This is a genomic window from Bradyrhizobium embrapense (assembly GCF_001189235.2).
Lineage (GTDB): Bacteria > Pseudomonadota > Alphaproteobacteria > Rhizobiales > Xanthobacteraceae > Bradyrhizobium > Bradyrhizobium embrapense.
Window position 1 is genome coordinate 501861 of record NZ_LFIP02000001.1, and the last position, 26449, is coordinate 528309.

Sequence of the window (26449 nt, forward strand, 5' to 3'; positions counted from 1 at the left end):
TCCTTCCGGCTGCTTCAGGCCGATGCTGCCAGCGCGTCCTTGGCCGCAGCGATATCGTTCGGGCCGCCGACCGACACGCCGACCGCACCATCTGCGATGCGCTTGACGAGGCCGCTCAGCACCTTGCCGGCGCCGATCTCGAAGAACCGCGTCACGCCCTGGCCTGCCATATAGGCAACCGACTCGCGCCAGCGAACGGTCCCGGTGACCTGCTCGACCAGGCGGCGGCGGATCTCATCAGGATCTGATATCGCGGAGGCCAGCACGTTGGAGACGAGCGGCGATGCCGGCGCCTTGATGGTCACGCCGGACAGCGCCTCCGCCATCGCATCGGCCGCCGGCTGCATCAGCTTGCAGTGGAACGGCGCCGACACCGGCAGCAGCATGGCGCGCTTTGCCCCCTTGGTCTTCGCGATCTCGACCGCGCGATCGACGGCCGCCTTGTCGCCGGAGACCACCACCTGACCGCCGCCATTGTCATTGGCGGCCTGGCAGACCTGGCCCTGCGCCGCCTCGTTGGCGACCGCGACCGCCGCCTCGTAATCGAGGCCGAGCAGCGCCGCCATCGCACCGGCGCCGACCGGCACCGCCTTCTGCATCGCCAGCCCGCGGGTGCGCAGCAGCCGCGCGGTGTCGCTGATGCTGAGGCTGCCGGCGGCGGCGAGCGCCGAATACTCGCCGAGCGAGTGCCCGGCCACGAAGGCAGCGTTCTGGCCGACCGAGAAGCCGGCCTCGCTCTCGAGCACGCGCAAGGTGGCGATCGACACCGCCATCAGCGCCGGCTGGGCATTTTCCGTCAGCTGCAACGTCTCGCCCGGACCGTCCCAGATGATCGCGGTCAGCTTCTCGCCGAGCGCGGAATCGACCTCGTCGAACACGGCTTTGGCGACCGGAAAGGCCTCGGCCAGGGCCTTGCCCATGCCAACCGCCTGCGAGCCCTGACCGGGAAATGTGAATGCTGCCGTCATCGGCGCTCCCTACCTTGTTGAGCGTGATCCCCGCGCAAGCGCCGCGCCTGCCGCAGGGGAAAACGGTATCCCGTCGCGCGAAACGCGCCACAGCGGGTCCGGACCAATTCCCTGCAACCAAATCTTGCAACTGGCCCCGGACCGGGCCGTAAGACACTGATGGGGGGCGCGATGTCAAGCCGCGCGCGCGGAACCCTGGGGATGCCGGGGCCGGCCCGGCCTAGAATCCACCGGCATTCTGGTCGGCGTTAACCTCGGCGCCCGCCCTCGCCCGGCGCGCGCTGTTGACCAGTTGGCCCTGGCGGTCTTCCCGATTGGGCCTGGCGGTCGCCAGCCGCAGCACGGCGGCATAGCCGGGCTGGACTTCCATCCGGTCGGCATAGCGGCTTCCGCTCAGGATACGGTGGACGCGCGGCAGGTTGTAGCACGGCACGTAGAACAGCAGGTGATGCTCGAGGTGGTAGTTTACGTAGTACGGCGCGATGAACAGCCGCTCGAGCACATTGGCCCGCGTGGTGCGGGTGTTGCGCAAGGGATCGGCGCTGTCGGGCACGACGGCATGTTCGGCGATGTTGCGGATCCGCGTGATCACCATCATCCAGGTCAAGAGCGGCACCAGCCACAACAGCGGATAGGCCCACCACACGCCGGCGGCGGCAAGGCCTGCGAACAGCAACGCGTTGGTGACGCATTGCGGCCCGAGCTTCTGCCAGAAATTGGCGGCGCGCCGCGATAGCGGCCAGTCTTTCGGCCCGATCGCATTGAGCAGTTGCGCCTTGCGCTGCTGGTAGCCGGTCTGCCCGGTGATGTCGCGGAGGAATTTCCGGCGGTAGCTCATCTTCGTGATCGGAAACGGCGCCGACAGCACGAGGTCCGGATCATCCTGCTGCTGCGTCCTTGCATGGTGCTGCAGATGATAGCGGCGATAGCCGCGGGTTTCCGCGAAGATCGGATAGGCGCAAAACCACTGGCTCAGCGTCAGATTGGTGTTCTCGTTGGCGGAAAGACAGCCATGCGCACCGTCGTGCATCAGGATCGCAAGCCCGAGCTGGCGCGAGCCGATGATCGCGACCGCGAGCAGATAAGTCAGCGGATTGGGCCACCATGCGACCAGCGCGATCGCGCCCAGGATCAGCGCCCAGGCGTGCACGATCAGGGCTGCGCCCTTCCACGTCGTGCGTTGCCGGACGGCGACCAGTTCGTCCTCGGTGAGGAAATCGCGGGCACGCATGCGAAGCGCGGTCATGAGCTGGTCTCCCCGTCCGTTGCGGATGAATGATCGCGGTCGCCGACGATGCGCAGCCGCGATCCATCATTCATCGATGGCGATGTCGCCTGCTCGCCGAGCGCGCGCAGCAATTCGCGGCACATCTCCTCGGCGGCGCGCCCCATCGCAAAACCCTCGACGATCACGCCGATCGCAATCGCCCAGAACCGCCGCGAGCTCTCCTCGGGCGCGCGCAGCGAGCGCCAGCCGTGCCGCTCGACCTGGCCCGCATAGGCGCGCGCTCCCTCGCTGTGCAGACGTTCGATGGTGCGCTCGACCAAAGGCGCGAGGTCCTGCCGGCGCCGTGTCAGCGTCAAAGCCTCGGCGAAGAAGGCGACCGTGTCGGTCGCGGTCACGGTCTCGGCCAGGGCGCGGGTGTAATCGCGCGGCGTGTGGGCCTTCAGGGCGGCCTGCTCGGTCGCGCGCGCGAGGTAAAGCATGTCGCGGCTGGCGGCTTCGACGAACAGCGCTTCCTTGGTGCGGAAGTAATAGGTGATCTGGCTCGGGAAGGCGTCTGCCGCTGCGGCAATGTCGGAGATCGACGTGCCCGAGAGCCCGCGCTCCTTGAACAGGCGGCTGGCGGCATCGAGCAACAGCGAGCGCATCTTGCGTCCCGCCGACCGTGTCGCGCGGACCGCGTGCTTCGGATCGGGCGCGGGCATGCCGCTGGCGGTCTCCGAACCCATCGATCATCCTCCCGTGAGATATTTGTATGACATACAAACAAAGAAATCAACTCGGAACTCCGCGAAGTTGCGCCGAGCGGCCCGGAGGGCTACGACCCCTCGCAAATCCAGGGGCCAGCCCGCTCTGCGGACCCTTGCGTTCGCGGCCAAAATCCGTATAAGCGCGCCATTCGTGGGCTCCGGCCGGGAGCTGAACGGACGGTCTCAGCAGATTCACCCTTTCATTTTGATGTGGCGATTTTGATGTGGCAGGGCCAGTCGGCCCGTCGTCCCGTGCTCCCGCCTTCTGAGCAGCTCGAGTCCTTTCCGAAGGTCTCGAAGGGCTTGTCGCCGGAAACCGCGCCAACTTTAGGAAAGGACAACCATGCCTCTTTATGAGCATGTTTTTCTCGCGCGTCAGGATGCGAGCACCCAGCAGGTGGATGAACTGACGGCCCAGATGACGGGCATCGTCGAACAGGGCGGCGGCAAGGTCACCAAGACCGAGAGCTGGGGCGTGCGCTCCCTCACCTACCGCATGAACAAGAACCGCAAGGCGCATTTCGTGCTGATGAACATCGACGCACCGTCGGCTGTCGTCACCGAGATCGAGCGCCAGGAGCGGATCAGCGAAGACGTCATCCGTTATCTCACCGTGCGCGTCGAAGAGCACGAGGAAGGCCCGTCCGCGATGATGCGCAAGGCCGACCGTGACCGCGAGCGCGATGACCGTGGCGGCGGCTTCCGTGGCGACCGCGAAGGCGGTTTCCGTGGTGACCGTGAAGGTGGTGGTTTCCGTGGCGACCGTGGTCCGCGCCGTCCGCGCGACGAAGAAGCTGCGACCGAGGAGTAATGAATCATGGCTGATGCTGGTGCCCGCCGTCCGTTTTTCCGTCGTCGCAAGTCCTGCCCGTTCACGGGCGCGAATGCGCCGAAGATCGATTACAAGGATTCCAAGCTGCTGATGCGTTACGTCTCCGAGCGCGGCAAGATCGTGCCGAGCCGCATCACGGCCGTGTCCGCCAAGAAGCAGCGTGAGCTCGCCCGCGCCATCAAGCGCGCGCGCTTCCTCGGCCTGCTGCCTTACGTTATTCGCTGACCGTTTCCGGCCGGCGGCGCCTGCCGCCGGCCGCTCATCTCATAAGGCTTCCGGGTCGTCCGGTCGCCGATGGTTGGGGTTCTCGAAGCAGAACCCCTAACCGCTCAAAGGGGGCGGGACAGCTGATGATCACGATACTCATTGTTGCACTTGTCGCCGGCGCCGCGTCGGCGTTGATGTTCGCCTCGATCGTTTCGGGCGCGGCGGTCTCGATATTGCTGTTCTATCTAGCGCCGCTGCCTCTGATGGTGACGGCGCTCGGCTGGGGCCCGCTCGCCGCCGCCATCGGCGGTATCGCTGCGGCGTCCGTGCTCGGCGTGCTGTTCGGACTTCCCTATTGCATCGCGTTTGCCATGATGGTCGCCCTGCCCGGCTGGTGGCTCGGCCATCTCGCTCTGCTCGGACGGCCGATCGCGGGCGCAGCCGCCGATAGCGCTGCCCAGCAGGCGCCTGCGCTCGAGTGGTATCCCGTCGGCCGTATCCTGCTCTGGATCGCGGCCTTCGCCATTGTCACCACGACCGCCGCGCTGCTGACGCTTGGCATGGATACCGACACGATCACCGGCACGTTGCGGCGCGGCCTGCTCAAGATGCTCAGCGCCGGCGAAGGTCAAGCCGGCAGTGACATCGAACGGGTCGTCGACGCGTTGGTGATCTTTGCGCCGCTCGCGGCAACGGTCATCGCGATGGTCACGCTGACGCTCAACCTGTGGCTCGCCGGCAAGATCACGCAAACCTCCGGGCGGCTGAACCGGCCGTGGCCGGAGCTCCGCGGCACCGCGCTCCCCGCCGTGACGCTGGTCGCGTTGCTGGTGGCGATCGCCGTCAGCTTCGTCGGCGGCATGCTTGCGCTGCTGGCGCAGATCGTCACCGCGGCGCTCGTGATCGCCTATGCGCTCGTCGGCTTCGCAGTGCTGCACACCCTGACGCTGTCGCTCGCCAATCGCGGCTTCTGGCTCGGCGGCATCTATGCCGTCGTCGTCATGTTCGGCTGGCCGATCGTCGCGATCTTCGCGCTCGGCATTGCCGACGCCGTGTTCGGACTGCGCCAGCGCTACCTGCAAACCAGGCCGCCGCCTTTGCCCGCGGCCTGACATTCGATCCAACCACGTAACCCCAATACTTAGCCTCTAAAGGAGAACGAAAATGGAAGTCATTCTGCTGGAACGCGTTGCCAAGCTTGGTCAGATGGGCGAGGTCGTGCGCGTCAAGGACGGGTTCGCCCGCAACTTCTTGCTGAAGCGCGGCAAGGCGCTGCGCGCCACCGAGGCGAACCGCGCCAAGTATGACGGCATGAAGGCCGAGCTCGAGGCCAACAACATCAAGGCCAAGGGCGAAGCCGCCAAGGTCGCCGAGAAGATCGACGGCCGCGACATCGTCATCATCCGCCAAGCCTCCGAATCGGGCCAGCTGTTCGGCTCGGTCACGGTGCGCGACATCGTCGCCGCGTTGGCTGCCGACGGCGTGCAGGTTGCCCGTCCGCAGGTCTGGCTCGACTCGCCGATCAAGGTGATCGGCCAGCAGAAGGTCACGATCGCGGTTCACCCCGAGGTCGAGACCAGCGTCACCGTGACGGTCGCCCGCTCCGCCGAAGAGGCCGAGCGGATCAAGCGCGGCGAGGACATCTCGACCCGCCAGGAAGACCAGGACGCTGCCGCCGAGGCGCTCGCCGCCGCCGGCGAATTCTTCGATCCGGAAGCCCAGCACGACGACGAGGCTGCGCCGGCTCCGGCTGCCGAAGAGAAGTAAGCGTCTCTTCATCGCTCCACCGACGAGAGCATCGGTTCTGAACCGATGCTCTCGATTCTGGTTTTGACGCGGTTTCTTCACGCGAACCGGTATCCACTTCGCTCGAAAACGTTACGAAGCCCGGCCCCATCAGGCCGGGCTTTGGATTCGCGCCGCCGCCTCATCGTCGAGCATCGCGATCGACGCCAGTGCGGTCGCGGTGTGCTTCTCCTTGCCGTCGATGATGCAGAACACGTCGGCCGCAACGACCGCGACCTGACGTCCCGGTTTGATCACGCGCGCGCGACAGATCAGGCGGTCGCCAGACGCCGGCGACAGCAAGTTCAGCTTGTACTCGGCCGTCAGCGCCGGCTGGCCACGCGACGTCGCCGCCGCGATCGTGGTGGCGTTGTCGACCAAGAACGCCGTCACCCCGCCGTGAAACAGGCCGTGCTGCTGCAGCAACTCAGGCCGGCGGTCGACCGCGAGCGTGCACGCACCGCGCGACAGTTCGGCCACTTCAGCTCCGACAAGACCCATGAAGCCCTGACGGCCGACATTGTCGCGAATCCGCGTGGCGATCGGCGCAAAGTCCGGATCGGCCTGGTTCATGACGTCCCTCCCGCTCGCTCCGGCGCACCCGGCGCCACCACCGCGCGCATCGCGCAGGCGATCAGCGTCTCGACCTGTTCGCGCGGGTCGCCATGATGGCGGCCCGACAGATAGGCGCGGCAGAAGATCTGCGCCGGCCCGATGATCTGGCTGAAGAACAGCACAGCGCTCATCGGTAGCAACTCGCCACGCGCGAGCAGCGGCGCGCGCCAGCGCTCGATGCCGTCAGTAAGCCGGGAGTTCTCGGTGCGCTGTGCGCCGCGCACCTCCTCGCTCCACTCGCTGCGCGAGATCTCGAACAGGAAGCGGGCCTCGCGCCTGTTGGTCACGACCCAATCGAGGTGGGCCCGGATCAGCCGCGCGACACCCTCGCCGGCGCCGTGCGTGTCGTCGACCGCGGTGATGATCGCGGCGTGATAGGCCTGCAGGATCTCCAGGAACAGGGTTCCGGCGAGCTCCTTCTTCGAGCTGAAGAAATGGAAGAAGCTGCCGTTGGACGCGCGCGCGCGGGAGCGGATCTCGGCGACCGTCGCTCCCTCGAACCCGTCGCGGTCGAACACCGCCAGTCCCGCCGCCAACAGGTCTTCGCGCGCCGTACTCAACGACCGCTCCGTTCACCGTTAGATCAATACTCTAGAGCTACACTCTAGCGGCAGTCAAATGATAACGCCGGACCTCACGGCCCGGCGTTGGCGATTACTTCGAGCTCGGCGCTTCCGGCGGACCGGAGCCCGGCGTCGTCGGGGGCGGCGGTGGCGGCGCGGCCGCGGTTACCGGCGGCGCGGCGGGCGCCGGCGCGGGAGAAGCGGCGGCGGCTGGCTCCGGCGCAGGGGAAGCGGCGGGAGCTGCGGGTGTCACCTGCGGAACGGGGTCCGATCGCACGGCAGCCGGCTCGCCACCCGCATTGCTCTTCGGCGCCTCGACCTTGGCCGTGTCGGGCTGGCTGGCAGGCCTGGCCGGCTTCTCGGCTTCACCCTTGTCCTCGCGTGTGACGGCGGTCTGGGATTTGGGCTGCTCGCCCGCCGCCTCGCCCTTGGGCGCCTCGTCGGACTTCGGCTCCTCAAGCGGCTTGCCGCGACGGCCATGCTTCTGGCGCGACGGCTTGCCTTCGCCGGCGGCCTGCGGGGCCTGGCCATCGTCCGGCTTGGCAGCATCAGGCGCCTCGCTCGGCCGCGCCATGCGGCGGCCGCGGTGGGCGGGACGTCCTTCGGGATTCAAGCCGTCGGCATCGGGCTTCGCGCCTTCCTGTGGCGCCGCACCCTGATGCTGCCGGCGCGACGGGCGTTCGGCCGGCTGCTCCGGAGACTGGTTTGCCTCCTGCCTGGCGTCGCGGCCCTTGGCGCCCCGGGGGTTATCCTTGGCCTGGTAGCGCGGATCGTTGGCGCCGTTGGAGATCAGATAGGACGCCAGCACGCCGGCCATGTCGCTCGACGTCGTGTAGTGCTGACGCAGGAAGCCCGGCAGCGAACCGGCCGGCACGGTCTTCAGGAGACCACGCGGGCTTTTGTGGCAGGCCGTGCAGGTGTTGGCGAAAATCTGGGAGGGGCTTTTGCCGGCCTCGAGGTTTTGCGCCTGCGCTGATACGGCCGACAGGCCAATCAGAAGCGTCACCGTCGCCAGACTGAGGGCTCGGCTCAACATTCCTTAAGTCTCCAGATTCCGGAAAAATCGCCGCCTGCGCCTCATGGATCGGCCGCGGCGGTCACCTTTTATCCGATTATCGCGCGAATGGAAGCGCGCGCGTGACGCATCCACGCAATTGTCACATTTTGGAATATCGGCTTTGAGCACAACGCAATAGCGCTATCCAATTCCCTGCCTATCTTTAGGTTGGGGACACATTGGAGTGATCAGCTCCGGTGGTGTCGGTGTGCAGCTTGCCGTTCCGTTGGTGTTTCGATGGACCGATTGTTGCGATTTTTCTTGGGGCGCTTCATCCGCCGCGGTTCGATCACGTTCACGACCGCGAGAGGCGCTCAATTCACCTGCGGCGATGGCACGGGCATTCCGGTCGCCGTGCGCTTCATGACCAGGGCGGCCGAACTGCGCGTACTGGTCGATCCCGAGCTTTACCTCGGCGAAGCCTTCATGGACGGCACGTTCGTGGTGGAACAAGGCACCATCGCCGACGTGCTGGCCGTCCTGATGGGCCAGGCTGCGATGTTGCCGAACTTCGCCCGGCTGCAGGCCTGGCTGCGCTTCCTCGGACGGCGCGCCCAGCAGATCAATGTGCGCGGCCGCTCCAGGAGCAATGTCGCCCGTCATTACGACCTCGACGGCCGCCTTTACTCCCTCTTCCTCGACGCCGACAAGCAATATAGCTGCGCCTATTTCGAGACGCCGGACACGACGCTGGATGACGCCCAGCTCGCCAAGAAGCGTCACCTCGCCGCAAAACTCCTGGTCAAGCCCGGCGACCGCGTCCTCGACATCGGTTCCGGGTGGGGCGGACTCGGGCTCTATCTTGCCGAGATGAGCGGCGCCGACGTCACCGGCGTCACCCTGTCGACCGAGCAGCTGCAGATCTCCAACGCCCGGGCGGCGGAAAAGAACCTGACAAATTCGGCGCGCTTCCTGCTACAGGACTACCGTGACATCCCGGGCCCGTTCGACCGCATCGTCTCGGTCGGCATGTTCGAGCATGTCGGGGTCGCCTATTACGAGACCTTCTTCAAGCGCTGCGCCGAGCTGCTGAGCGATGACGGCATCATGATGCTGCACTCGATCGGCCGCTCGACCGGTCCCGACGTCACCAGCCCCTGGATCCGGAAATACATCTTCCCCGGCGGCTACATTCCGGCGCTCTCCGAGGTCATGCCGGCAATCGAGAAGGCCGGATTGCTGATCTGCGACATGGAGATCCTGCGCCTGCACTATGCGGAGACTCTGAAAGCATGGCGCGACCGCTTCATGGCGCGACGGGAGGAGGCCGTGCGGCTCTATGACGAGGCCTTTGCCCGGATGTGGGAATTCTATCTGGCGGCCTCGGAGATGTCGTTCCGCGTGCAGAACATGATGAACTTCCAGCTGCAACTAACCAAGCGCCAGGGCATCGTGCCCATGACCCGCGACTATATCGGCCTTGAGGAAGGTCGCCTCCGGCTCAAGGAAGCCGGCGCCGCAAAACCCCGGCTGCAACTCGCCGGCGAATAGGTCCGAAAGCGCGGGTACCGCTAGTTGCGCAGGCTGTAGGTCGAGCCGCAATGGGCGAAGGTCGACGCCGGCGGGCGCGCCAAGTGAGCCGCAGCGGCCGAAATCAGACTGACATCGCAGGGCACGTGCCGGACCTCCGGACGCGCCGCCTGCTCCATGGCATCGACGAGCGCCGCCAGCCAGCGGCGGTCCATACCACCTGCCTGGCCGAGCCCAATTCGCACTGTCGGAAACTGCCGAGCCATCGTCACCGTATCTTTCCTTGGACGAGGACAACCCGGAATCCGCCAGGTCGTTCCCGCAAGCCTGCCGCAAAGAAAATGCGCCAGGTGTGATCTGCTTCACAGAGGTCTGTTCCGGGCTGTCGTAGTGGTCCTGAATGACCCGAGAACCGCACCAGACGATGCTGGACCCGCAGCGCGACCTCGTGACCGACTACGCCTTGATCGCAACCGGCGTGGCGGCCGCCTTGATCGCGCTGGCTTTCCTCATCCTGGTCTGAGCAACCGAGGCCAGCACCGACCTCCCTGCTGGTTGGGCGCGGCAGCCCGGAAAAAGGTTCAGGCCGTGGCGAATTTTCGCCGACGACGTCGCTGACCGGCCGAACCCCGCCGGTTTTCGACCGAATCCCCCGTCAAGCGGAATGCTCCCTGCCGTCCCGGATTCACACCTCGTGTTGTGTGAATCGTGCATAAGAAACATCCGTCCTTTCGCTTGGTGCCGGGCTGGCGCTTGATCGCGGCCCCACAGCCGAAAATCTCAGTAACGACGAAATCAGAAGAATAAGCTCGTCCATGGCCTTGATTGATTCGAACGTCCACAAGCTCGCGCCCGACGCCGCGTCCCCGACCTATCGGAGCGCGCCGCACAACATCGAAGCGGAACAGGGGCTGCTGGGCGCTATCCTGGTCAACAACGACGCCTTCTACCGGGTCTCCGACTTCCTGGAGCCGAAGCACTTCTTCGAGGCCATCCACCAGCAGATCTATGAAACCGCCGGCAGCCTGATCCGGATGGGCAAGGTCGCCAATCCCGTGACCTTGAAGACATTCCTGCCTGCCGACCTCGACCTCGGCGGCATCACGGTGAGCCAATACCTCGCCCGCCTCGCCGCCGAAGCGACCACCATCATCAACGCGCAGGACTATGGCCGTACCGTCTATGATCTCAGCCTGCGCCGCAACCTGATCCAGATCGGCGAGGAGATCGTCAACGTCGCCTACGACGCCCCCGTGGATTTCGCCCCGCGTGCGCAGATCGAGGACGCCGAACGGCAGCTCTACAGCCTCGCTGAAACCGGCCGCTACGATGGCGGCTTCCAGCGCTTTGCCGACGCACTCACGGTCGCCGTCGACATGGCAGCCAAGGCGTTCCAGCGCGACGGCAAGCTGTCCGGTATTTCGACCGGGCTGCGCGACCTCGACACCAAGATGGGCGGATTGCAGCCGAGCGACCTGATCGTGCTCGCCGGCCGTCCCGGCATGGGCAAGACCTCGCTCGCCACCAACATCGCCTACAACATCGCCAAGGCCTATGTTCCCGAAGTGCAGGCTGACGGCACCATCAAGGCGATCAACGGCGGCGCGGTCGGCTTCTTCTCCTGCGAAATGAGCGGCGAACAGCTCGCCACCCGTATTCTCGCCGAGCGCACCGGCATTCCCTCCAGCCATATCCGGCGCGGCGGCATCTCCGAGCTCGATTTTGAGAAGATCCGCGACTGCTCGATCGAGTTGCAGTCGCTGCCGTTCTACGTCGACGAAACCGGTGGCCTGTCGATCTCGCAGCTCACCGCGCGCGCCCGCCGCCTCAAGCGGCAAAAGGGTCTCGACCTGATCGTGATCGACTACATCCAGCTGTTGCAGGGTTCGGGCAAGAAGGGCAACGACAACCGCGTGCAGGAAATCACCGAGATCACCACCAATCTGAAGGCGCTGGCGAAGGAGCTCAACGTCCCCGTGATCGCGCTGTCGCAGCTCTCGCGTCAGGTCGAAAACCGCGACGACAAGCGGCCGCAGCTTTCGGACCTGCGTGAATCCGGCTCGATCGAGCAGGACGCCGACGTCGTGATGTTCGTGTACCGCGAGGAATACTATCTCGCGAACAAGGAACCACGGCCCGGCACTCCGGAGCACGCGACCTGGCAAGCCGAAATGGAGCGCGCGCTCGGCAAGGCCGAAGTCATCATCGGCAAGCAGCGCCATGGTCCGACCGGCACCGTCGAACTGCACTTCGAAGCCAGCGTCACCCGGTTCGGCGACCTCGCATCGGACGGACAGGTCCCGGATCGCCCCTCGTACTAGCGGAGCGGCGCAGTTGAAGGCCGCCCGCCCCGCGCGTACAACTGAGCCATGAACATCGTGACCGACGCAAAATCGCAGCTGACGCCCGAAGCCAATCTGCTGGCGGCCCATCCGACCGCCACCGGCATCCTCACCGTCGATCTCGACGCCATCATCGCCAACTGGCGCAAGCTCGAGAAGACCGCGGTACCTGCGGAATGCGCCGCCGTGGTCAAGGCCAACGCCTATGGCTGCGGCGCCGAGCAGGTGTCGCGGGCGCTGGCCAAGGCCGGCTGCAAGACCCTCTTCGTCGCCACCGTCGAAGAGGCCGCCGTGGTGCGCGCCGCCGTTCCGCAAGCGACCGTGTATGCGCTCGGCGGCTTCTTCCAGCAGACCGGCGACGCCTACGCCAAAATCGACTGCAAGCCCGTCATCGGCGATCTCAACGAGCTCGCCGAATGGGACGTGTTCTGCCGCCGCTCCGGCTGGTCCGGCGGCGCCGCCATCCATATCGACACCGGCATGAACCGGCTCGGGCTGACGGTCAGCGAAGCGCAAGGCATCATCCCGCGGATCAATGCCGGCGATCACGGCATCACGCTGGTCATGAGCCACCTCGTCTCCGCCGAATTGCTCAACAATCCCGCCAACGCCAGGCAGCTTGCGAGCTTCCGCGAGATCGCAAGCCTGTTCACCGGCGTGCCGGCCTCGCTGGCAAACTCCTCCGGCGTGTTCCTCGGCGCCCAATTCCAGTTCGAAATGGTGCGGCCGGGCTGCGCGCTCTACGGCGTCAACCCGACGCCGGAGGCGGACAACCCGATGCAGCCTGTGGTCGACCTCAAGGCGCGCATCGTGCAGATCCGCAACATCGATCGCGGCGAGACCGTCGGCTATGGCGGCACCTGGACCGCACGGCGGCCGACCCGGCTTGCGATCGTCGCCGCGGGCTATGCCGACGGCTATTTCCGCGCCGCCAGCGCCAATGACGGCACCCGCGGTGCCGAGGTCGTGGTCGCCGGCAAGCGCTGCCCGATCGCCGGCCGCGTCTCGATGGATCTGATCGCGGTCGACGTCACCGACCTCGACAAGAATGCCGTGCGGCGCGGTCACATGGTGACGCTGATCGGCGAAGGCATCACGGTCGACGAGGTCGCGCATCATTTCGGCACCATCGGCTACGAGGTGCTGACCAGCCTCGGCCGCCGCTTCGTGCGCATCTACAAGGGCGGCGATGCCGTCGCCGCGCGCAGTGACACGGTCGCCGAGAAGGGCGAGACAGCCGCCGAGAAGACCGAGCCCGCCGCTGCGCAAGCGGCGCCGCCAACCTTGCCGACAGCAGCGCCGCCCGCGCCGCCGCCATTGCCCTCCGCCTGACGACGTGACCAGTCGCGACTGCCTGACCGCATGAAGATCGCGACCTTCAACATCAACAATGTCAATCGCCGGCTGCCGAACCTGCTGCGCTGGCTGAAATCGGCCAAGCCCGACGTCGTCAGCCTGCAGGAGCTGAAGGCGAGCGACGCCGAGTTTCCAGCGGCCGCGCTCGAGAAGGCCGGCTACGGCGCGGTGTGGCAGGGCCAGAAGACCTGGAATGGCGTCGCCATCCTCGCGCGCAAGGCCGAGCCGGTCCTGATCCGCTCCGCCCTGCCCGGTGACGCCAGCGATCATGAAGCGCGCTACATCGAGGCCGCGGTGCGCGGCATCGTCGTCACCAGCCTTTATCTGCCGAACGGCAATCCGCAGCCCGGCCCGAAATTCGACTACAAGCTCGCCTGGTTCAAGCGGCTGCGCGCCCATGCCGCCAAGCTGCTCAAGCAGAACGTCCCCGTGGTGCTCGCCGGCGACTACAACGTCGCGCCGACGCCGCTCGACATCTATCCGACCCGCTCCTGGGACAAGGATGCGCTGATCCAGCCCAAGAGCCGCGCCGCGTTCAAGGCACTGGTCGATCAAGGATGGTGCGATGCGATCCGCACATTGCATCCGGATCGTCAGATGTTCACCTTCTGGGACTACAAGCGCCAGCGCTGGCCGCGTGATGCAGGTCTCCGGCTCGATCATCTGCTGCTCAGCCCGCAAGTTGCGGCGCGGCTCGCGAAAGTCGGCGTCGACCGCGACGTTCGTGGCGAGGAAGGCGCCAGCGATCACGCGCCGGCGTGGGCAGTGTTGCGGTGATCGCGCTCGAACCACAGTCACACAATCGACCCGGCGCAGGCTGGTCCGAGTCTCGCTGCGCTGCGCACGAACGCGTGTCGCTGGCTGGGCGGCACCCTTGCATCGTCTCCGACCATGGGGTCACACTGAGCCTTCGCTCTCGGGACGCATATCCTGAATGGCCCGGCAGCAGATCCGGAGTGCGCGTGGGCTTCCTGTTCGTCCTCACCGTCGGCCTGGTCGCCGGCACCATTTCCGGCATCGTCGGCACCGGCTCGTCGATCATGCTGATGCCGGTGCTGGTCTATCAATACGGGCCGAAACAGGCAGTGCCGATCATGGCGGTCGCCGCCGTCATGGCCAATCTGTCGCGCATCCTGGCCTGGTGGCGCGAGGTCGACTGGCGCGCCTGCGCCGCTTACTCGATCACGGGCATTCCAGCCGCAGCGCTCGGCGCGCGCACCCTGCTAGCCCTGCCCTCGCGCGCGGTCGACATCGCGATCGGCGTGTTCCTGATCGCAATGGTGCCGGTGCGGCACTGGCTGGCGCGACATGAACTGAAGGCCAATCTCTGGCATCTCGCAATCGGCGGCGGGCTGATCGGCTATCTCACCGGCATCGTGGCCTCGACCGGCCCGCTCAGCGTGCCGCTGTTCTTGTTTTACGGCCTCAGCAAGGGCGCGTTCCTCGCCACCGAAGCGGCGAGTTCGCTCGGGCTCTATGTCAGCAAGTCCGTGACCTTCGAGCGGTTCGGCGCGCTGACGCCTGACATCGCGCTGAAGGGCCTGATCGCCGGCGCCTCGCTGATGGCCGGCGCCTTCATCGCCAAACGCTTCGTGCTGCGGATGAAGCCGGAGGCGTTCCGCCTGATCATGGACGGCATCATGCTGGCAGCGGGGGTGTCGCTGCTATGGTCGGCTGCGGTCAGTTGAAGCTCGATCATCGACGGAAATGCGAACATGAAATCCTTCGAACTCTCGCTGTTCGCCGATTATTTTCAGTTCTACATCCAGGACGAACCTGCATCGGGCGACCTGTCCGCTGCGTGGACGGGGGAAGCGACCGATCGATTGCTCGCGACCGCGCCTGGAACGGTTGGAATCGGTACCGTAAGGAACATGGATGTTCCGGTCGCGGTGCAGTTGCTCGAGCGCGAGCCGGACGATGATTTTGCCAACTGGGATCATGTGGTCGAAGCCAGCCTCGACGTCGCATCCGGACGCATCGTGATCGCTGGTTGTACGGACTACTTGCCTGACGCGATGCGCATCGAAACCGCACCGGGGACCTATCGGGTCCGCGCGTCCTACGGCGCGCTCGACACGCTTTCGGAGGACGGCCTGGAGGGAAACGATCACTACAGGCTACAGCTGTGGCCCGCCCCGTCGATTGCGGTACGCATTGTGAAGCAGCGACCGACGCCGGCCAACTGACTCCGGTTCTTGACCGAACGTGCCTGGGCACGGCGACGACGTCGGAGGTTGCCGGCTCTTGATCCATGCTATGGAGAGAGAACGGAATCGAGCTCTTCTCCATGGCCAAATCCACCCTCTCTTTCATCTGCCAGAACTGCGGCGCGGCGTATAATCGCTGGCAGGGCAAGTGCGACTCCTGCGGCGAGTGGAACACGCTGGCCGAGGAAGACACCACGGGCTCGGTGCCGGTCTCGATCCGCTCGAAGCGCAAGGGGCGGACGTTCGCGCTGGAATCGCTGTCCGGCAAAACCCAGGACGCGCCACGGTTGTCGTCCGGCATGGCCGAGCTCGACCGTGTCACCGGCGGCGGCTTCGTCCGCGGCTCGGTGCTCTTGGTCGGCGGCGATCCCGGCATCGGCAAATCGACGCTGCTGACCCAGGCGACATCCATGATGGCGCGCGCGGGCCACCGCGCGGTCTACATCTCCGGCGAAGAAGCCGTCGCTCAGGTGCGGCTCCGCGCCGAGCGGCTCGGGCTCGCGGACGCGCCGGTGCAGCTCGCCTCCGAAACCTCGGTCGAGGACATCGTCTCGACACTGTCGGAAGGCGCGGTGCCGCGGCTGATCGTGATCGACTCGATCCAGACCATGTGGACCGACACGGTGGAGTCCGCGCCGGGCACGGTGACGCAGGTCCGCGCCTCGGCGCAGGCCCTCATTCGCTTCGCCAAGAAGACGGGGGCAACGATCATCCTGGTCGGGCATGTGACCAAGGACGGCCAGATCGCCGGCCCCCGCGTGGTCGAGCACATGGTCGATGCCGTGCTGTCGTTCGAGGGCGAAGGCTCGCAGCAGTTCCGCATCCTGCGCTCGGCCAAGAACCGCTTCGGCGCGACCGACGAGATCGGCGTGTTCGAGATGACCGGCCTCGGCCTGCGCGAGGTCACCAACCCCTCGGAACTGTTCCTCTCCGAACGCGAGCTCGGCAGCCCCGGCACGGCGGTATTTGCCGGCATCGAGGGGACCCGCCCGGTGCTGGTCGAGTTGCAGGCGCTGGTGGCGCCGACCTCGCTCGGCACCCCGCGCCGCGCCGTGGTCGGCTGGGACCCGAGCCGGCTGTCGATGGTGCTGGCGGTGCTGGAAGCGCATTGCGGCGTCAAATTGTCCGGACATGATGTCTATCTTAACGTCGCGGGCGGCCTGCGCATCCAGGAGCCGGCCGCGGACCTCGCGGCGGCGGCCGCGCTGGTCTCCTCGCTGGTGAATGCGCCCCTGCCGACGGATGCGGTTTATTTCGGCGAGATTTCGCTGTCGGGTGCGATCCGCCCGGTGGCGCAGACCCCGGCCCGGCTCAAGGAGGCCCTCAAGCTCGGTTTCGGCCGCGCCATCCTGCCCGAATCGGCCCGCGGCGATGGCGGCGGAGACAGCGGGCTTGCCCTCAACACGGTTGGCAATCTGACCACGCTGGTCGCCGAAATTGCGGCGCGCGGGACGCCGCGAGGTGGCCGGGCCGCGCCGAGGGACGACCAAGGCGGCTCCAGCGCCGCTGATCCCGTTGAGAAAAATGCCACACCGGCCCGATTCCGTCGCGAGACCAGCTAAAGCGGGCGTGACGTATCAGCCCCCCGCCGCTATACATCCGCCGCGCGGGACAGGTGGTGTTGCGGCCTTGCCGGATGCCCCCGATGCGCCTCAGTTAGGACGGCACCGACTTTGCCGATTCGCGAGAGCCCTTAACAGCGTAAGCCCCGTACCGAAACGTACCAGCGGACCTGACCAGCCGATGCCCATAACGATACTCGATCTCGTCCTGCTCGGCGTGATGCTGATTTCGGGCCTGCTTGCCATGGTGCGCGGCTTCATGCGCGAGATCCTGTCGATCGCGGCCTGGGGCGCCGCAGCCCTGGTCACGCTGTATGCTTTCTCGAAGCTGCTGCCGACCGCCAAAACTTACTTCAATAACGACACGGTCGCGGCCGTGGTGGTGGTGGCCGGCGTCTTCATCGGCACGCTGATCGTGGTCTCGATCATCACGGTGCGGATCTCGGACATGATCCTGGATTCCCGGATCGGCGCGCTCGACCGCACCCTCGGCTTCCTGTTCGGGCTCGCCCGCGGCCTCCTGATCGTGGTCGTGGCGTTCATGTTCTTCACCTGGCTGGTTCCGGACAAGCAGCGGCCCGATTGGGTCACCGGCGCGAAGTCCCGGGTGGTGCTGCAGGGAACCGGGGATTGGCTGATGGCGCTCTTGCCTGATGACCCCGAGAACACCATCTTAAAGAAGTTCAAGAAGAATAAGCCGGACGACGATTCTGCGGCTGATACCAACGATCAGGCGACGCCGGCGTCGGGCGATGGCTATAGCAAACCTGCGCGTGACAGCTTGAAAAAGCTGATCGAGAAACCCGCGGGCCGATAACGTATTTGGGCCCCTTGCGAGAGGCGATGAACGAGATGCAAACCCCTTCCGATCATGCCGCCCAACTGGATCTCGACCTCGGCCCGACGGAATTGCAGGAACATCTTCGACAGGAACATCTCAGGGACGACGATCTCAGATACCACCCCGATCTCGATGGCGACACGCTGCGTGAGGAATGCGGCGTGTTCGGCGTCTTCGGCCATCCGGAGGCCGCCGCGATCACCGCGCTCGGCCTGCACGCCCTGCAGCACCGCGGCCAGGAGGCCGCTGGCATCGTCTCCTTCGACGGCGGCCGCTTCCACAGCGAACGCCGCCTCGGCCTGGTCGGCGACGCCTTCTCCCGCCGCGAGGTGATCGAACGTCTGCCCGGCAGCGCCGCAGTCGGCCATGTCCGCTACTCCACCACCGGCGGCACCATCCTGCGCAACGTGCAGCCGCTGTTCGCCGAGCTCAGCGCCGGCGGCTTTGCGGTCGGCCACAACGGCAATTTGACCAACGGCCTGACCCTGCGCCGCGAGCTGGTCAAGGGCGGCGCCATGATGCAGTCGACCACCGACACCGAGGTGATCCTGCATCTCGTCGCGCAGTCGAAGCGCACCCACTTCATCGACCGTTTCATCGAGGCGCTGCGCACCATCGAGGGCGCCTATGCGCTTGTCGCGCTGACCAACAAGAAGCTGGTCGGCGCCCGCGATCCGCTGGGCATCCGTCCGCTGGTGCTCGGCGATCTCGACGGCCATCCGATCCTGACCTCGGAGACCTGCGCGCTCGACATGATCGGCGCGAAATATGTCCGCGACATCGACCCCGGCGAGATCATCGTGTTCGACGAGCGGGGGGCGCACAGCCACAAGCCGTTCCCGCCGAAGCCGGCGCGGCCCTGTATCTTCGAGTACATCTACTTCGCGCGCCCGGATTCGATCGTCGGCGGCCGCTCGGTGTACGACGTGCGTAAGGCGTTCGGCGCCCAGCTCGCCCGCGAGAGCCATCCCGAGGTCGACGTCGTGGTACCGGTGCCGGATTCCGGCGTGCCCGCCGCGGTCGGCTACAGCCAATATTCCGGCGTGCCGTTCGAGCTCGGCATCATCCGCAACCACTATGTCGGCCGCACCTTCATCCAGCCGACCCAGACCGTGCGCGAGCTCGGCGTGCGCATGAAGCATTCGGCCAACCGCGCCGCGATCGAAGGCAAGCGCATCATCCTGATCGACGACTCGCTGGTGCGCGGCACCACCTCGAAGAAGATCGTCCGCATGATGCGCGACGCCGGCGCCCGCGAGGTGCATTTCCGCCTCGCCTCGCCGCCGATCCTCTATCCCGACTATTACGGCATCGACCTGCCCGATCGCGGCGGCCTGCTCGCCGCGACCCATTCGCTCGAGGAGATGCGGGACATCATCGGCGCCGACTCGCTCGCCTTCCTGTCGATCGACGGCATGTACCGCGCGATGGGCTATGAGGGGCGCGATCCCGCCAATCCGAGATTCGCCGACCACTGCTTCACCGGCGCCTATCCGACCCATCTCACCGACCAGAGCGAAACCGAGGCCCCGCCGCGACAGCTCTCGCTGCTGGCCGAGGCAAGCTGACGGAGCACGCCATGCAGCCGATCATGGGCATCCTCTGTGGGGTGCTGCTGGTCGGCTTCATCGTGTTTGCGTTCAGACAGGGCATGAAGGTGACGCCCGACAATTCGGGCAACGGCACCAACAGCAGCAATATGGACCAGGGGCCCGGCCCCTAGCCGAAAGCGCAGGAATTCGTCATGGCCGGGCTTGTCCCGGCCATTTCCGTCTGTAATACCCGCCGCGAGAGATGGACGGACAGACAATGACAAAACCCCTCGCCTCCCGTATTGCCCTCGTGACCGGCGCCTCGCGCGGCATCGGCTATGCGACATCCGTCGCGCTGGCCAAGGCAGGCGCGCATGTGGTGGCGGTCGCGCGCACGCAAGGCGGGCTGGAAGAGCTCGACGACGAGATCCGAAAAGGTGGCGGCAGCGCCACCCTGGTGCCGCTCTCGCTCACCGATTACGACGGCATCGCCCGGCTCGGGCTCGCGCTGCATGAGCGCCACGGCAAGCTCGACATCCTGGTCGGGAATGCCGGCACGGCCGGCCCCTCCTCGCCGCTCGGCCATATCGAGCTGAAGCCGTGGAACGACGTGCTCGCGATCAACGTCACCGCGAACTTCCAGCTGATCCGCTGCATGGACCCGCTGCTGCGGCAATCCGATGCCGGTCGCGCGGTGTTCGTGACATCAGGCGTGGCGCACAAGGCCAACGCCTATCTCGGCCCCTATGCGGCCTCGAAAGCTGCGCTCGACGCGCTGGTGCGCTCCTGGGCCAACGAGACCGCCAACACGGCGTTGCGTGTCAATCTGTTCAGCCCCGGCCCGATCCGCACGCGGATGCGCGCGCAGGTGTTTCCCGGCGAAGACCCGATGACGCTCGATACGCCCGACATGGCCGCCGAATACATCGTGCCGATGTGCTCGCCCGAGTGGACCGAAACCGGCAAGCTCTACGACTACAAGGCGCGCACGCTGCGGAGCTTCCAGCCGCCGGCGTAGATTCGTTTCGCTCTCCCGTAGCCGGATGGAGCGAAGCGCATCCGGGATATCTTTACGCGGAGAAAACCGGCCCCGGATTTCGCTTCGCTCCATCCGGGCTACCCACCTCCTTGCAATTGACTCCTCCCCCGCCCCACGATTGACTGCCTCCTCAAGCGGGACGACCGCCAAGAAGAATCTCGGGAGGCATCATGACGCCGACGGTCAATCGCGCGCGCTCCATTCTGTCCGGATTGTTTCTCTCCGCCGGCATCGCATCATCAGCCCTTCTTGCTCAGCCGACGCCCGCCAGGGCCGGCGACGTCCCGACATTCGCGGTCGATGCGTCCTGGCCCAAGCAGCTGCCGAACAACTGGATCATCGGCCAGGTCGGCGGCATCACCGTCGACTGGCAAGGACATATCTGGGTCGTGCACCGGCCGCGCTCGCTGACCGACGGCGAGAAGGCTTTGAGCCTCACCCCGCCGCGCGCGAAATGCTGCGTGGCGGCGCCGCCGGTGCTGGAATTCGATGTCGACGGAAATCTGCTGCGCGCCTGGGGCGGCCCTGGCGACGGCTATCAATGGGTCGGCCGCGAGCACGGCATCGAGGTCGACGAGCGCGGCTTCGTCTGGATCGGGGGCAATGCCGACGACGACAGCGAGATCCTGAAGTTCTCGCTCGACGGCAAGTATCTCGGCCAGATCGGCAAGATCGCAGCCCGCACCAACAGCAACGACACCACCCAGCTCGGCCGTCCCGCCGAGATGGCGATCGACAAGGCGGCCAACGAGCTCTACATCGCCGACGGCTATGGCAACCGCCGCGTCATCGTCTACGACGCCACCACGCTGGCCTACAAGCGGCACTGGGGCGGCTACGGCAAGCTACCCACCGACGACAAGCAGCCGCCCTACGATCCAAGCGCCGCGGTGCAGGAGCAGTTCGGCAATCCCGTGCATTGCATCAAGATCGCCAATGACGGGCTGGTCTATGTCTGCGACCGCAGCCAGGACCGCATCCAGGTCTTCCAGAAGAACGGCACCTTCGTCAGGGAATGGTTCTACGAGAAGAACACGCGCGGCGACGGCGCGGTGTTCGATCTCGCGCTGTGGCCCGATCCGAAGCAGACCTATCTGCTGAATGCCGACGGCGCCAACAACGAGATCCGCGTACTGAAGCGCGACGACGGCAGCGTGGTCGGCACCTTCGGCCATAGCGGCCGCAATGCCGGACAATTCGCGCTGCTGCACGTCATGGCGGTCGACCAGAAGGGCAACGTCTACACCGGGGAGGTCGAGGGCAAGCGGATCCAGAAATTCAAGCTGACCTCGGATGCGCTCAAGTAAGGATGACGGCAGGATGACGCTTCGACGCAGCTCATCCGGCTTTATGCGGATTGCCGCTCGCCGAAGGAAAGGGTAAGCGGGAACCCGAACGACCGGCACAAGGCTCCACAAGAGGGCCCGTCCGGAAAAAAACATGGAGGGAATGTCTCATGACGACGACGCTCGCACGGCGCCACGCCGTGCTTCTCGCTTGCGCTGCACTCGGCCTTGCTACCCCCGCCTTTGCTCAGGACAAGAACGTCAAGATCGGCGTGCTCAACGATATGTCGGGCCTCTATGCCGACATCGGCGGGCCGAACTCGGTAGCCGCGGCCAACATGGCGGTGGAAGACTCCGGCCTGCGCGCCAAGGGCTGGAAGATCGAGGTGGTCAGCGGCGACCACCAGAACAAGCCCGACGTCGGCGTCAACATCGCGCGTAACTGGATCGACAACGAGAAGGTCGACATCATCACAGATACGCCGAACTCCGGCGTCGCGCTGGCGGTGAGCAACCTTGCCAAGGAGAAGAACTCGATCGTGCTCAACTCGGGCGCGGCGACCGCCGATCTGACCGGCAAGGCCTGCAACGCCAACACGATCTCCTACACGTTCGACACCTACATGCTCGCCAACGGCACCGGCAAAGCGCTGACCAAGGCCGGCGGCGACACCTGGTTCTTCCTCACCGCCGACTACGCCTTCGGCCATGCGCTGGAGCGCGACACCTCGGCGGTCGTCACCGCGAACGGCGGCAAGGTGCTCGGCGGCGTCAAGCACCCGCTCAACACCGCGGACTTCTCCTCGTTCCTGCTGCAGGCGCAGGCCTCCAAGGCCAAGATCATCGGCCTCGCCAATGCCGGCGGCGACACCACCAATGCGATCAAGCAGGCGTCCGAATTCGGCATCACCGCCGGCGGACAGAAGCTCGCGGCGCTACTGCTGTTCGTCAACGACGTGCACGCGCTGGGGCTGAAGATCGCGCAGGGCCTCACCTTCACCGAGAGTTTCTACTGGGACACGAACGACCAGACCCGCGCCTGGTCGAAGCGCTTCCAGAAGGTCTCGCCCAAGGGCTCGATGCCGTCGATGACGGTGGCCGGCGTCTATGCCGGCGTGCTGCATTACCTGAAGGCGCTCGATGCGATGGGCGGCAATCCGCATGACGGCGCCAAGGTCGTCGCCAAGATGAAGGAGATCCCGACCGACGACCCGCTGTTCGGCAAAGGTCCGCTGCGGATCGATGGCCGCCGCATCATCCCGGCCTATCTGTTCGAGGTGAAGAAGCCGGAAGAGTCCAAATATCCCTGGGACTACTACAAGCTGATCGCGACCATCTCGCCGGAAGACGCCGCCAAGCCGCTCGAAGCCAGCGACTGTCCGCTGGTGAAGAAGTAAGCGAGCTGCGACCACCGGAGCGGGTTAGGCGAAGTCGTAACCCGCCGCGTTCTCATCGCGGAGACAATGGCGGGTTACGCTGCGCTAGACTAACCCGCCCTACGCTCTCTTCGCCGTCGCACGCCACGCGATGGCGAGCGCGAGCAGCAAGAGCGCGCCGGCCAGGTAGAACGGCGCGCCGGGCATCTTGATCGGCACGTTGTCGCCGATGAAATACGCGAACGTCAGCGTGAACAGGAACGGGCCGATCAATTCCGACATGCTCTGCACGCTCGATGTCGCGCCCTGCAACTGGCCCTGCTGGTCGGCGGCGACGAGTTGCGTCGTCAGCGCCTGCGTCGCGGCGCCCGAGATACCCCACAGCGCCATCACGGGAATGCCGATCCAGAACAGCTGGCCGGTCGGCGCTGCACCGAAGATCACGAAGCCCAGGGCGCCGCAGACGAGGCCGAGGAACAGCGCGTTGCGCTCGCCGAGCAGCTTGACGATCGGGCCGATCGCCGCGCCCTGCACGATCATGCCGCAGAGGCCGACCAGCGCCAGCGTCGCGCCGACCGTGCCGGTGTCCCAGCCGTAGCGGTAGGTGGCGTAGAGCACGAACACCGACGGCAGCACGACATGCGCGAGCTGGCCGAAGAACGTCGCCAGCGACAGGCCGGCCAGCGTCCGGCTGGAAAGCAGGAAACGCAGCGCGCCGATCGGATTGGCGCTCTTCCATTTGAACGGCGCGCGCCGCTCCGGCGGCAGCGATTCCGGCAGGATGAACAGGCCATAGAGGCCGTTGGCGAAGCTCAGGCCCGCCGCGGCCCAGAACGGCAACCGCGGATCGATCTCGCCCAGCAGGCCGCCCAGCGCCGGTCCCAGGATGAAGCCGGCGCCGAAGGCAACCCCGATCTTGCCGAACATCGCGGCGCGCTGCTCCGGCGCGGTGACGTCGGCGATATAGGCGAACACCGTCGAGATGCTCGACGAGGTGATGCCCGAGATCGCCCGCCCGAAGAACAGCCAGATCAGGTTCGGCGCCAGCGCCATCAGCACATAATCGGCGGCAAGGCCGAAATTCGACAGCAGGACCACCGGCCGGCGGCCGAAGCGATCGGACAGCGCGCCCAGGATCGGCGAGCAGACGAACTGCATCAAGGCCCAGATCGAGCCGAACACGCCGAAGATGCGCGCCGCGCTCGCGGTGTCGTTGTCGACGAAGCCCTCGATCAGCTTGGGCAGGATCGGAATGATGATCCCGAGCGCGAGCATGTCGAGCAGCAAGGTGATGAAGATGAAGATCACCGCACCGCTGCGCGGTTGCGGAAGTCCCGTCGCGGTATTCTCGTTTTGACGCGTTTTCTTCACGCGAACCGGTACCCACTTCGCTCGAAAACGCTATGCCCGCTCACGACGGCCGCTTGCGCTTGTGGGCGAACGGATTGGCCTTCTCGCGCAGCGTGATCCGGATCGGCGTGCCCGGCAGATCGAAGGTCTCGCGCAGCGAGTTGGTGAGGTAGCGCAGGTAGGATCTCGGGATCGCGTCGGCGCGCGAGCAGAACAGCACGAAGCTCGGCGGGCGCGCCTTCACCTGCGTGATGTAGTTCAGCTTCAGCCTGCGGCCCGAGACGGCCGGCGGCGGGCTCGCCTGGATCGCCTGCTCGAACCAGCGATTGAGCGCGGCAGTCGGCAAGCGCCGATTCCAGACTGCATAGGCCTGCTGGATCGCGATCATCAGGCGGTCGATGCCCTCGCCCATCAGGCCGGAGACGGCGACGATCGGCGCGCCCTTGACCTGGGGCAGCCAGTGGTCGGCATCGGTGCGCAATTGCGAGATCTGGTTGGGCTTGCGCTCGACGAGGTCCCATTTGTTGACCGCGAGCACGATGGCGCGGCCTTCGCGCTCGACCAGGTCGGCGATGCGCAGATCCTGCTCCTCGAATTTGTTCTGCGCGTCCATCATCATCACGACGACTTCGGCAAAACGCACCGCGCGCAAGGCGTCGGCGACCGAGAGCTTCTCCAGCTTCTCCTCGATCCGCGAACGGCGGCGCAGGCCGGCGGTGTCGAACACGCGGAACTGGCGGCCCTGCCAGGTGATCTCGACCGCGATGGAATCGCGCGTGGTGCCGGCCTCGGGGCTGGTCAGCAGCCGCTCCTCGCCGAGCAGGTGGTTGATCAGCGTCGACTTGCCGGCGTTGGGCCGGCCGACGATGGCGACGCGGATCGGGCGCTGCGCGGCCTCCTCCTCCGAAATGTCCTCGTCGTCCTCGGCCTCGTCGTCTTCCTCCGAGGTCGCCGGCACCAGCGCGCTCAGCGCCTCGTGGAGATCGCCCATGCCCTCGCCGTGCTCGGCGGAGATCTGCACGGGGTCGCCGAGGCCGAGCGCGTAGGATTCCATCGCCCCTAACTCGCCATGCTTGCCCTCGGCCTTGTTGGCGACCAGCACCACCGGCTTGTTGGCCTTGCGGGCGAAGTCGGCGAAGGCGCGATCGGTCGGCGTCAGGCCGACACGGGCGTCGATCACGAACATCAAGGCGTCGGCGAGCTCGATCGCGGTTTCGGTCTGCTCCTGCATCCGCGCCGTCAACGAGCCCTTGGCGCCCTCGTCGAGGCCTGCGGTGTCGATGATGGTGAAGTCGAGATCGTAGAGCTTGGCCTGGCCCTCGCGGCGGTCACGCGTCACGCCGGGCTCGTCATCCACCAGCGCGAGCTTCTGGCCGACCAGCCGGTTGAACAGCGTCGACTTTCCGACATTGGGCCGGCCGATAATGGCAATCGTGAAAGACATGGATCATCCAGGCGCCGCGACGCGGCGCGCGTCAATGCATTGAAGCAGGAGCCTAGCGGCTAAATCCGCCGCTCGGTAGCGGCGCGGGGAACGCGCCGCCGGATTGTTGCGTGGTCTGGGTCTGCTGCTGCGCCGGCGCCGCAGGCTGCGCCTGCTGGTCGTCGGCGGGCGGCGCGGTGGTGCGGCGGCGGACGATCTTCTTCGGCTTCGGCTCGGGCGGCAGCGCGGCGGGTGCGCCCTCTTCCGGCGCCGCGGCGTCGGGAGCGGCGGCCTGATCCGCAGCCGGCGCGGCGCGTTTGGTGTGCTTCTTGGCGCCCTTCGGGGGCTCCGGCGGCGGCGCCGGCTGGGCAGCGGCCGCAGCCGCGGCGTTCTGCTGGTCGAGCTGCTCCTGCTGCGAGCCCTTGTACAATTCCTTCGGCACGCCCTGCTCGAGGCCGGGTACGCCTTCCGGGAACACCGGCTTGCGGTCGCCCTGCAGCTTCTTCTTGGTGTCGAGGAAATCCAGCAGGTCGCTCGGGTCGAAATTGGCCATGCCGCCACCGCCGCAGCCGGCCAGCGCGCTGCAAAGCGCTGTCAGAACTGCGGCTGCGATCAGGCGTTGCGAGCGGCGCATGGTCGATCTCTCACTCAAACTCGGGTT

28 protein-coding genes are annotated in these 26449 nt (G+C 66.2%); 18 read left to right on the forward strand and 10 right to left on the reverse strand.

The genetic code is table 11. From position 1 onward, the window contains the following. Nucleotides 1-14: 14 nt before the first annotated feature. The 3 genes from fabD to AKN83_RS02730 all read right to left on the reverse strand — a co-directional run bounded on the left by fabD (nt 15) and on the right by AKN83_RS02730 (nt 2921). Nucleotides 15-968 (reverse strand): ACP S-malonyltransferase, encoded by a 954-nt coding sequence (gene fabD, locus AKN83_RS02720; protein WP_050406439.1) that lies wholly within the window; start codon nt 966-968, stop codon nt 15-17. A gap of 220 nt (nt 969-1188) precedes the next feature. Further along, complete coding sequence (locus AKN83_RS02725; protein ID WP_050406440.1) at nt 1189-2214, reverse strand: fatty acid desaturase family protein; 1026 nt, start codon at nt 2212-2214, stop codon at nt 1189-1191. Next, on the reverse strand, nt 2211-2921 hold the full coding sequence (locus AKN83_RS02730; RefSeq protein ID WP_050406441.1) for a TetR/AcrR family transcriptional regulator C-terminal domain-containing protein: 711 nt from the start codon (nt 2919-2921) through the stop codon (nt 2211-2213). The genes AKN83_RS02725 and AKN83_RS02730 overlap by 4 nt, the downstream gene beginning before the upstream one ends. A gap of 364 nt (nt 2922-3285) precedes the next feature. On the opposite strand from AKN83_RS02730, the gene rpsF reads away from it, so the two are divergent. The 4 genes from rpsF (at nt 3286) to rplI (ending at nt 5748) form a co-directional block, all read left to right on the forward strand. Further along, nucleotides 3286-3753 (forward strand): 30S ribosomal protein S6, encoded by a 468-nt coding sequence (gene rpsF / locus AKN83_RS02735; protein WP_050406442.1) that lies wholly within the window; start codon nt 3286-3288, stop codon nt 3751-3753. Between the two features lie 6 nt (nt 3754-3759). Continuing rightward, nucleotides 3760-3999: a 30S ribosomal protein S18 gene (gene rpsR / locus AKN83_RS02740; protein WP_016844287.1), complete on the forward strand. Its 240-nt coding sequence runs from the start codon at nt 3760-3762 to the stop codon at nt 3997-3999. Between the two features lie 125 nt (nt 4000-4124). Beyond that, nucleotides 4125-5093, forward strand: a complete 969-nt coding sequence (locus tag AKN83_RS02745) for a hypothetical protein (RefSeq protein ID WP_063695157.1) — start codon at nt 4125-4127, stop codon at nt 5091-5093. A 52-nt stretch (nt 5094-5145) separates the two neighbouring features. Continuing rightward, nucleotides 5146-5748: a 50S ribosomal protein L9 gene (gene rplI, locus AKN83_RS02750; RefSeq protein ID WP_050406443.1), complete on the forward strand. Its 603-nt coding sequence runs from the start codon at nt 5146-5148 to the stop codon at nt 5746-5748. Between the two features lie 129 nt (nt 5749-5877). On the opposite strand, the gene AKN83_RS02755 is transcribed toward rplI, so the two are convergent. The 3 genes from AKN83_RS02755 to AKN83_RS02765 form a co-directional block, all read right to left on the reverse strand. Beyond that, entirely contained in the window at nt 5878-6339 is a 462-nt protein-coding gene (locus AKN83_RS02755; RefSeq protein ID WP_050406444.1) for a PaaI family thioesterase, read from the reverse strand. Beyond that, nucleotides 6336-6941 carry a TetR/AcrR family transcriptional regulator gene (locus AKN83_RS02760; protein ID WP_050406445.1) on the reverse strand — a complete coding sequence of 202 codons (606 nt, stop codon included), beginning with the start codon at nt 6939-6941 and terminating at the stop codon, nt 6336-6338. The genes AKN83_RS02755 and AKN83_RS02760 overlap by 4 nt, the downstream gene beginning before the upstream one ends. A 94-nt stretch (nt 6942-7035) precedes the next feature. After that, nucleotides 7036-7980 carry a hypothetical protein gene (locus AKN83_RS02765; RefSeq protein WP_050406446.1) on the reverse strand — a complete coding sequence of 315 codons (945 nt, stop codon included), beginning with the start codon at nt 7978-7980 and terminating at the stop codon, nt 7036-7038. Nucleotides 7981-8238: 258 nt separating this feature from the next. On the opposite strand from AKN83_RS02765, the gene AKN83_RS02770 reads away from it, so the two are divergent. After that, nucleotides 8239-9492: a cyclopropane fatty acid synthase gene (locus tag AKN83_RS02770; RefSeq protein ID WP_050406447.1), complete on the forward strand. Its 1254-nt coding sequence runs from the start codon at nt 8239-8241 to the stop codon at nt 9490-9492. A 20-nt stretch (nt 9493-9512) separates the two neighbouring features. Here the strand turns inward: AKN83_RS02770 and AKN83_RS39400 are convergent, their stop codons facing one another. Then, nucleotides 9513-9743, reverse strand: coding sequence for a hypothetical protein (locus AKN83_RS39400; protein WP_157113176.1), 231 nt, complete (start codon nt 9741-9743; stop codon nt 9513-9515). 128 nt (nt 9744-9871) lie between these two features. Here AKN83_RS39400 and AKN83_RS41680 point away from each other — a divergent pair, with 128 nt between their 5' ends. The 13 genes from AKN83_RS41680 to AKN83_RS02825 all read left to right on the forward strand — a co-directional run bounded on the left by AKN83_RS41680 (nt 9872) and on the right by AKN83_RS02825 (nt 23036). Next, a complete protein-coding gene (locus AKN83_RS41680) occupies nt 9872-9994 on the forward strand; it encodes a hypothetical protein (protein WP_256437482.1) in 123 nt (40 codons plus the stop codon). A 292-nt stretch (nt 9995-10286) separates the two neighbouring features. After that, the gene (locus AKN83_RS02775; protein WP_050406448.1) at nt 10287-11792 is read left to right on the forward strand and encodes a replicative DNA helicase; all 1506 of its coding nucleotides are present in this window, start codon (nt 10287-10289) and stop codon (nt 11790-11792) included. 48 nt (nt 11793-11840) lie between these two features. Then, entirely contained in the window at nt 11841-13145 is a 1305-nt protein-coding gene (gene alr, locus AKN83_RS02780; RefSeq protein WP_050406449.1) for an alanine racemase, read from the forward strand. A gap of 30 nt (nt 13146-13175) precedes the next feature. Beyond that, the gene (gene xth / locus AKN83_RS02785) at nt 13176-13946 is read left to right on the forward strand and encodes an exodeoxyribonuclease III (RefSeq protein WP_050406450.1); all 771 of its coding nucleotides are present in this window, start codon (nt 13176-13178) and stop codon (nt 13944-13946) included. 185 nt (nt 13947-14131) lie between these two features. Then, entirely contained in the window at nt 14132-14857 is a 726-nt protein-coding gene (locus AKN83_RS02790; RefSeq protein ID WP_050406451.1) for a sulfite exporter TauE/SafE family protein, read from the forward strand. Nucleotides 14858-14884: 27 nt separating this feature from the next. Continuing rightward, entirely contained in the window at nt 14885-15358 is a 474-nt protein-coding gene (locus AKN83_RS02795; protein ID WP_050406452.1) for a hypothetical protein, read from the forward strand. 101 nt (nt 15359-15459) lie between these two features. Continuing rightward, nucleotides 15460-16941 (forward strand): DNA repair protein RadA, encoded by a 1482-nt coding sequence (gene radA, locus AKN83_RS02800; RefSeq protein WP_050406453.1) that lies wholly within the window; start codon nt 15460-15462, stop codon nt 16939-16941. Nucleotides 16942-17122: 181 nt separating this feature from the next. Continuing rightward, nucleotides 17123-17758, forward strand: a complete 636-nt coding sequence (locus AKN83_RS02805; RefSeq protein ID WP_050406454.1) for a CvpA family protein — start codon at nt 17123-17125, stop codon at nt 17756-17758. A gap of 26 nt (nt 17759-17784) precedes the next feature. Further along, the gene (gene purF, locus AKN83_RS02810) at nt 17785-19350 is read left to right on the forward strand and encodes an amidophosphoribosyltransferase (RefSeq protein ID WP_430641485.1); all 1566 of its coding nucleotides are present in this window, start codon (nt 17785-17787) and stop codon (nt 19348-19350) included. An 11-nt stretch (nt 19351-19361) separates the two neighbouring features. Then, nucleotides 19362-19505, forward strand: coding sequence for a hypothetical protein (locus AKN83_RS40430; RefSeq protein ID WP_172803473.1), 144 nt, complete (start codon nt 19362-19364; stop codon nt 19503-19505). 86 nt (nt 19506-19591) lie between these two features. Continuing rightward, nucleotides 19592-20332 carry an SDR family NAD(P)-dependent oxidoreductase gene (locus AKN83_RS02815; RefSeq protein WP_050406455.1) on the forward strand — a complete coding sequence of 247 codons (741 nt, stop codon included), beginning with the start codon at nt 19592-19594 and terminating at the stop codon, nt 20330-20332. A gap of 191 nt (nt 20333-20523) precedes the next feature. After that, nucleotides 20524-21660, forward strand: coding sequence for an NHL repeat-containing protein (locus tag AKN83_RS02820; RefSeq protein ID WP_050406456.1), 1137 nt, complete (start codon nt 20524-20526; stop codon nt 21658-21660). A gap of 149 nt (nt 21661-21809) precedes the next feature. Beyond that, nucleotides 21810-23036, forward strand: a complete 1227-nt coding sequence (locus AKN83_RS02825) for an ABC transporter substrate-binding protein (protein WP_050406457.1) — start codon at nt 21810-21812, stop codon at nt 23034-23036. A gap of 99 nt (nt 23037-23135) precedes the next feature. On the opposite strand, the gene AKN83_RS02830 is transcribed toward AKN83_RS02825, so the two are convergent. Genes AKN83_RS02830 through AKN83_RS02840 form a run of 3 tightly spaced genes read right to left on the reverse strand, consistent with a single transcriptional unit; the run spans nt 23136 to nt 26422 of the window. Beyond that, the gene (locus AKN83_RS02830; protein WP_050406458.1) at nt 23136-24386 is read right to left on the reverse strand and encodes an MFS transporter; all 1251 of its coding nucleotides are present in this window, start codon (nt 24384-24386) and stop codon (nt 23136-23138) included. A 40-nt stretch (nt 24387-24426) separates the two neighbouring features. Then, nucleotides 24427-25809, reverse strand: a complete 1383-nt coding sequence (gene der, locus AKN83_RS02835; protein ID WP_050406459.1) for a ribosome biogenesis GTPase Der — start codon at nt 25807-25809, stop codon at nt 24427-24429. Between the two features lie 52 nt (nt 25810-25861). Beyond that, nucleotides 25862-26422, reverse strand: coding sequence for a hypothetical protein (locus AKN83_RS02840; RefSeq protein ID WP_050406460.1), 561 nt, complete (start codon nt 26420-26422; stop codon nt 25862-25864). Between the last annotated feature and the right edge of the window lie 27 nt (nt 26423-26449).

Excerpts from the sequence above, each read along its gene's own strand:
- fabD (WP_050406439.1), bottom strand. The coding sequence starts at position 968 with ATGACGGCAGCATTCACATTTCCCGGTCAGGGCTCGCAGGCGGTTGGC.
- AKN83_RS02725 (WP_050406440.1), bottom strand. The coding sequence starts at position 2,214 with ATGACCGCGCTTCGCATGCGTGCCCGCGATTTCCTCACCGAGGACGAA.
- AKN83_RS02730 (WP_050406441.1), bottom strand. The coding sequence starts at position 2,921 with ATGGGTTCGGAGACCGCCAGCGGCATGCCCGCGCCCGATCCGAAGCAC.
- rpsF (WP_050406442.1), top strand. The coding sequence starts at position 3,286 with ATGCCTCTTTATGAGCATGTTTTTCTCGCGCGTCAGGATGCGAGCACC.
- rpsR (WP_016844287.1), top strand. The coding sequence starts at position 3,760 with ATGGCTGATGCTGGTGCCCGCCGTCCGTTTTTCCGTCGTCGCAAGTCC.
- AKN83_RS02745 (WP_063695157.1), top strand. The coding sequence starts at position 4,125 with ATGATCACGATACTCATTGTTGCACTTGTCGCCGGCGCCGCGTCGGCG.
- rplI (WP_050406443.1), top strand. The coding sequence starts at position 5,146 with ATGGAAGTCATTCTGCTGGAACGCGTTGCCAAGCTTGGTCAGATGGGC.
- AKN83_RS02755 (WP_050406444.1), bottom strand. The coding sequence starts at position 6,339 with ATGAACCAGGCCGATCCGGACTTTGCGCCGATCGCCACGCGGATTCGC.
- AKN83_RS02765 (WP_050406446.1), bottom strand. The coding sequence starts at position 7,980 with ATGTTGAGCCGAGCCCTCAGTCTGGCGACGGTGACGCTTCTGATTGGC.
- AKN83_RS02770 (WP_050406447.1), top strand. The coding sequence starts at position 8,239 with ATGGACCGATTGTTGCGATTTTTCTTGGGGCGCTTCATCCGCCGCGGT.
- AKN83_RS41680 (WP_256437482.1), top strand. The coding sequence starts at position 9,872 with ATGACCCGAGAACCGCACCAGACGATGCTGGACCCGCAGCGCGACCTC.
- AKN83_RS02775 (WP_050406448.1), top strand. The coding sequence starts at position 10,287 with ATGGCCTTGATTGATTCGAACGTCCACAAGCTCGCGCCCGACGCCGCG.
- alr (WP_050406449.1), top strand. The coding sequence starts at position 11,841 with ATGAACATCGTGACCGACGCAAAATCGCAGCTGACGCCCGAAGCCAAT.
- xth (WP_050406450.1), top strand. The coding sequence starts at position 13,176 with ATGAAGATCGCGACCTTCAACATCAACAATGTCAATCGCCGGCTGCCG.
- AKN83_RS02795 (WP_050406452.1), top strand. The coding sequence starts at position 14,885 with ATGAAATCCTTCGAACTCTCGCTGTTCGCCGATTATTTTCAGTTCTAC.
- radA (WP_050406453.1), top strand. The coding sequence starts at position 15,460 with ATGGCCAAATCCACCCTCTCTTTCATCTGCCAGAACTGCGGCGCGGCG.
- AKN83_RS02805 (WP_050406454.1), top strand. The coding sequence starts at position 17,123 with ATGCCCATAACGATACTCGATCTCGTCCTGCTCGGCGTGATGCTGATT.
- purF (WP_430641485.1), top strand. The coding sequence starts at position 17,785 with ATGAACGAGATGCAAACCCCTTCCGATCATGCCGCCCAACTGGATCTC.
- AKN83_RS40430 (WP_172803473.1), top strand. The coding sequence starts at position 19,362 with ATGCAGCCGATCATGGGCATCCTCTGTGGGGTGCTGCTGGTCGGCTTC.
- AKN83_RS02815 (WP_050406455.1), top strand. The coding sequence starts at position 19,592 with ATGACAAAACCCCTCGCCTCCCGTATTGCCCTCGTGACCGGCGCCTCG.
- AKN83_RS02820 (WP_050406456.1), top strand. The coding sequence starts at position 20,524 with ATGACGCCGACGGTCAATCGCGCGCGCTCCATTCTGTCCGGATTGTTT.
- AKN83_RS02825 (WP_050406457.1), top strand. The coding sequence starts at position 21,810 with ATGACGACGACGCTCGCACGGCGCCACGCCGTGCTTCTCGCTTGCGCT.
- der (WP_050406459.1), bottom strand. The coding sequence starts at position 25,809 with ATGTCTTTCACGATTGCCATTATCGGCCGGCCCAATGTCGGAAAGTCG.
- AKN83_RS02840 (WP_050406460.1), bottom strand. The coding sequence starts at position 26,422 with ATGCGCCGCTCGCAACGCCTGATCGCAGCCGCAGTTCTGACAGCGCTT.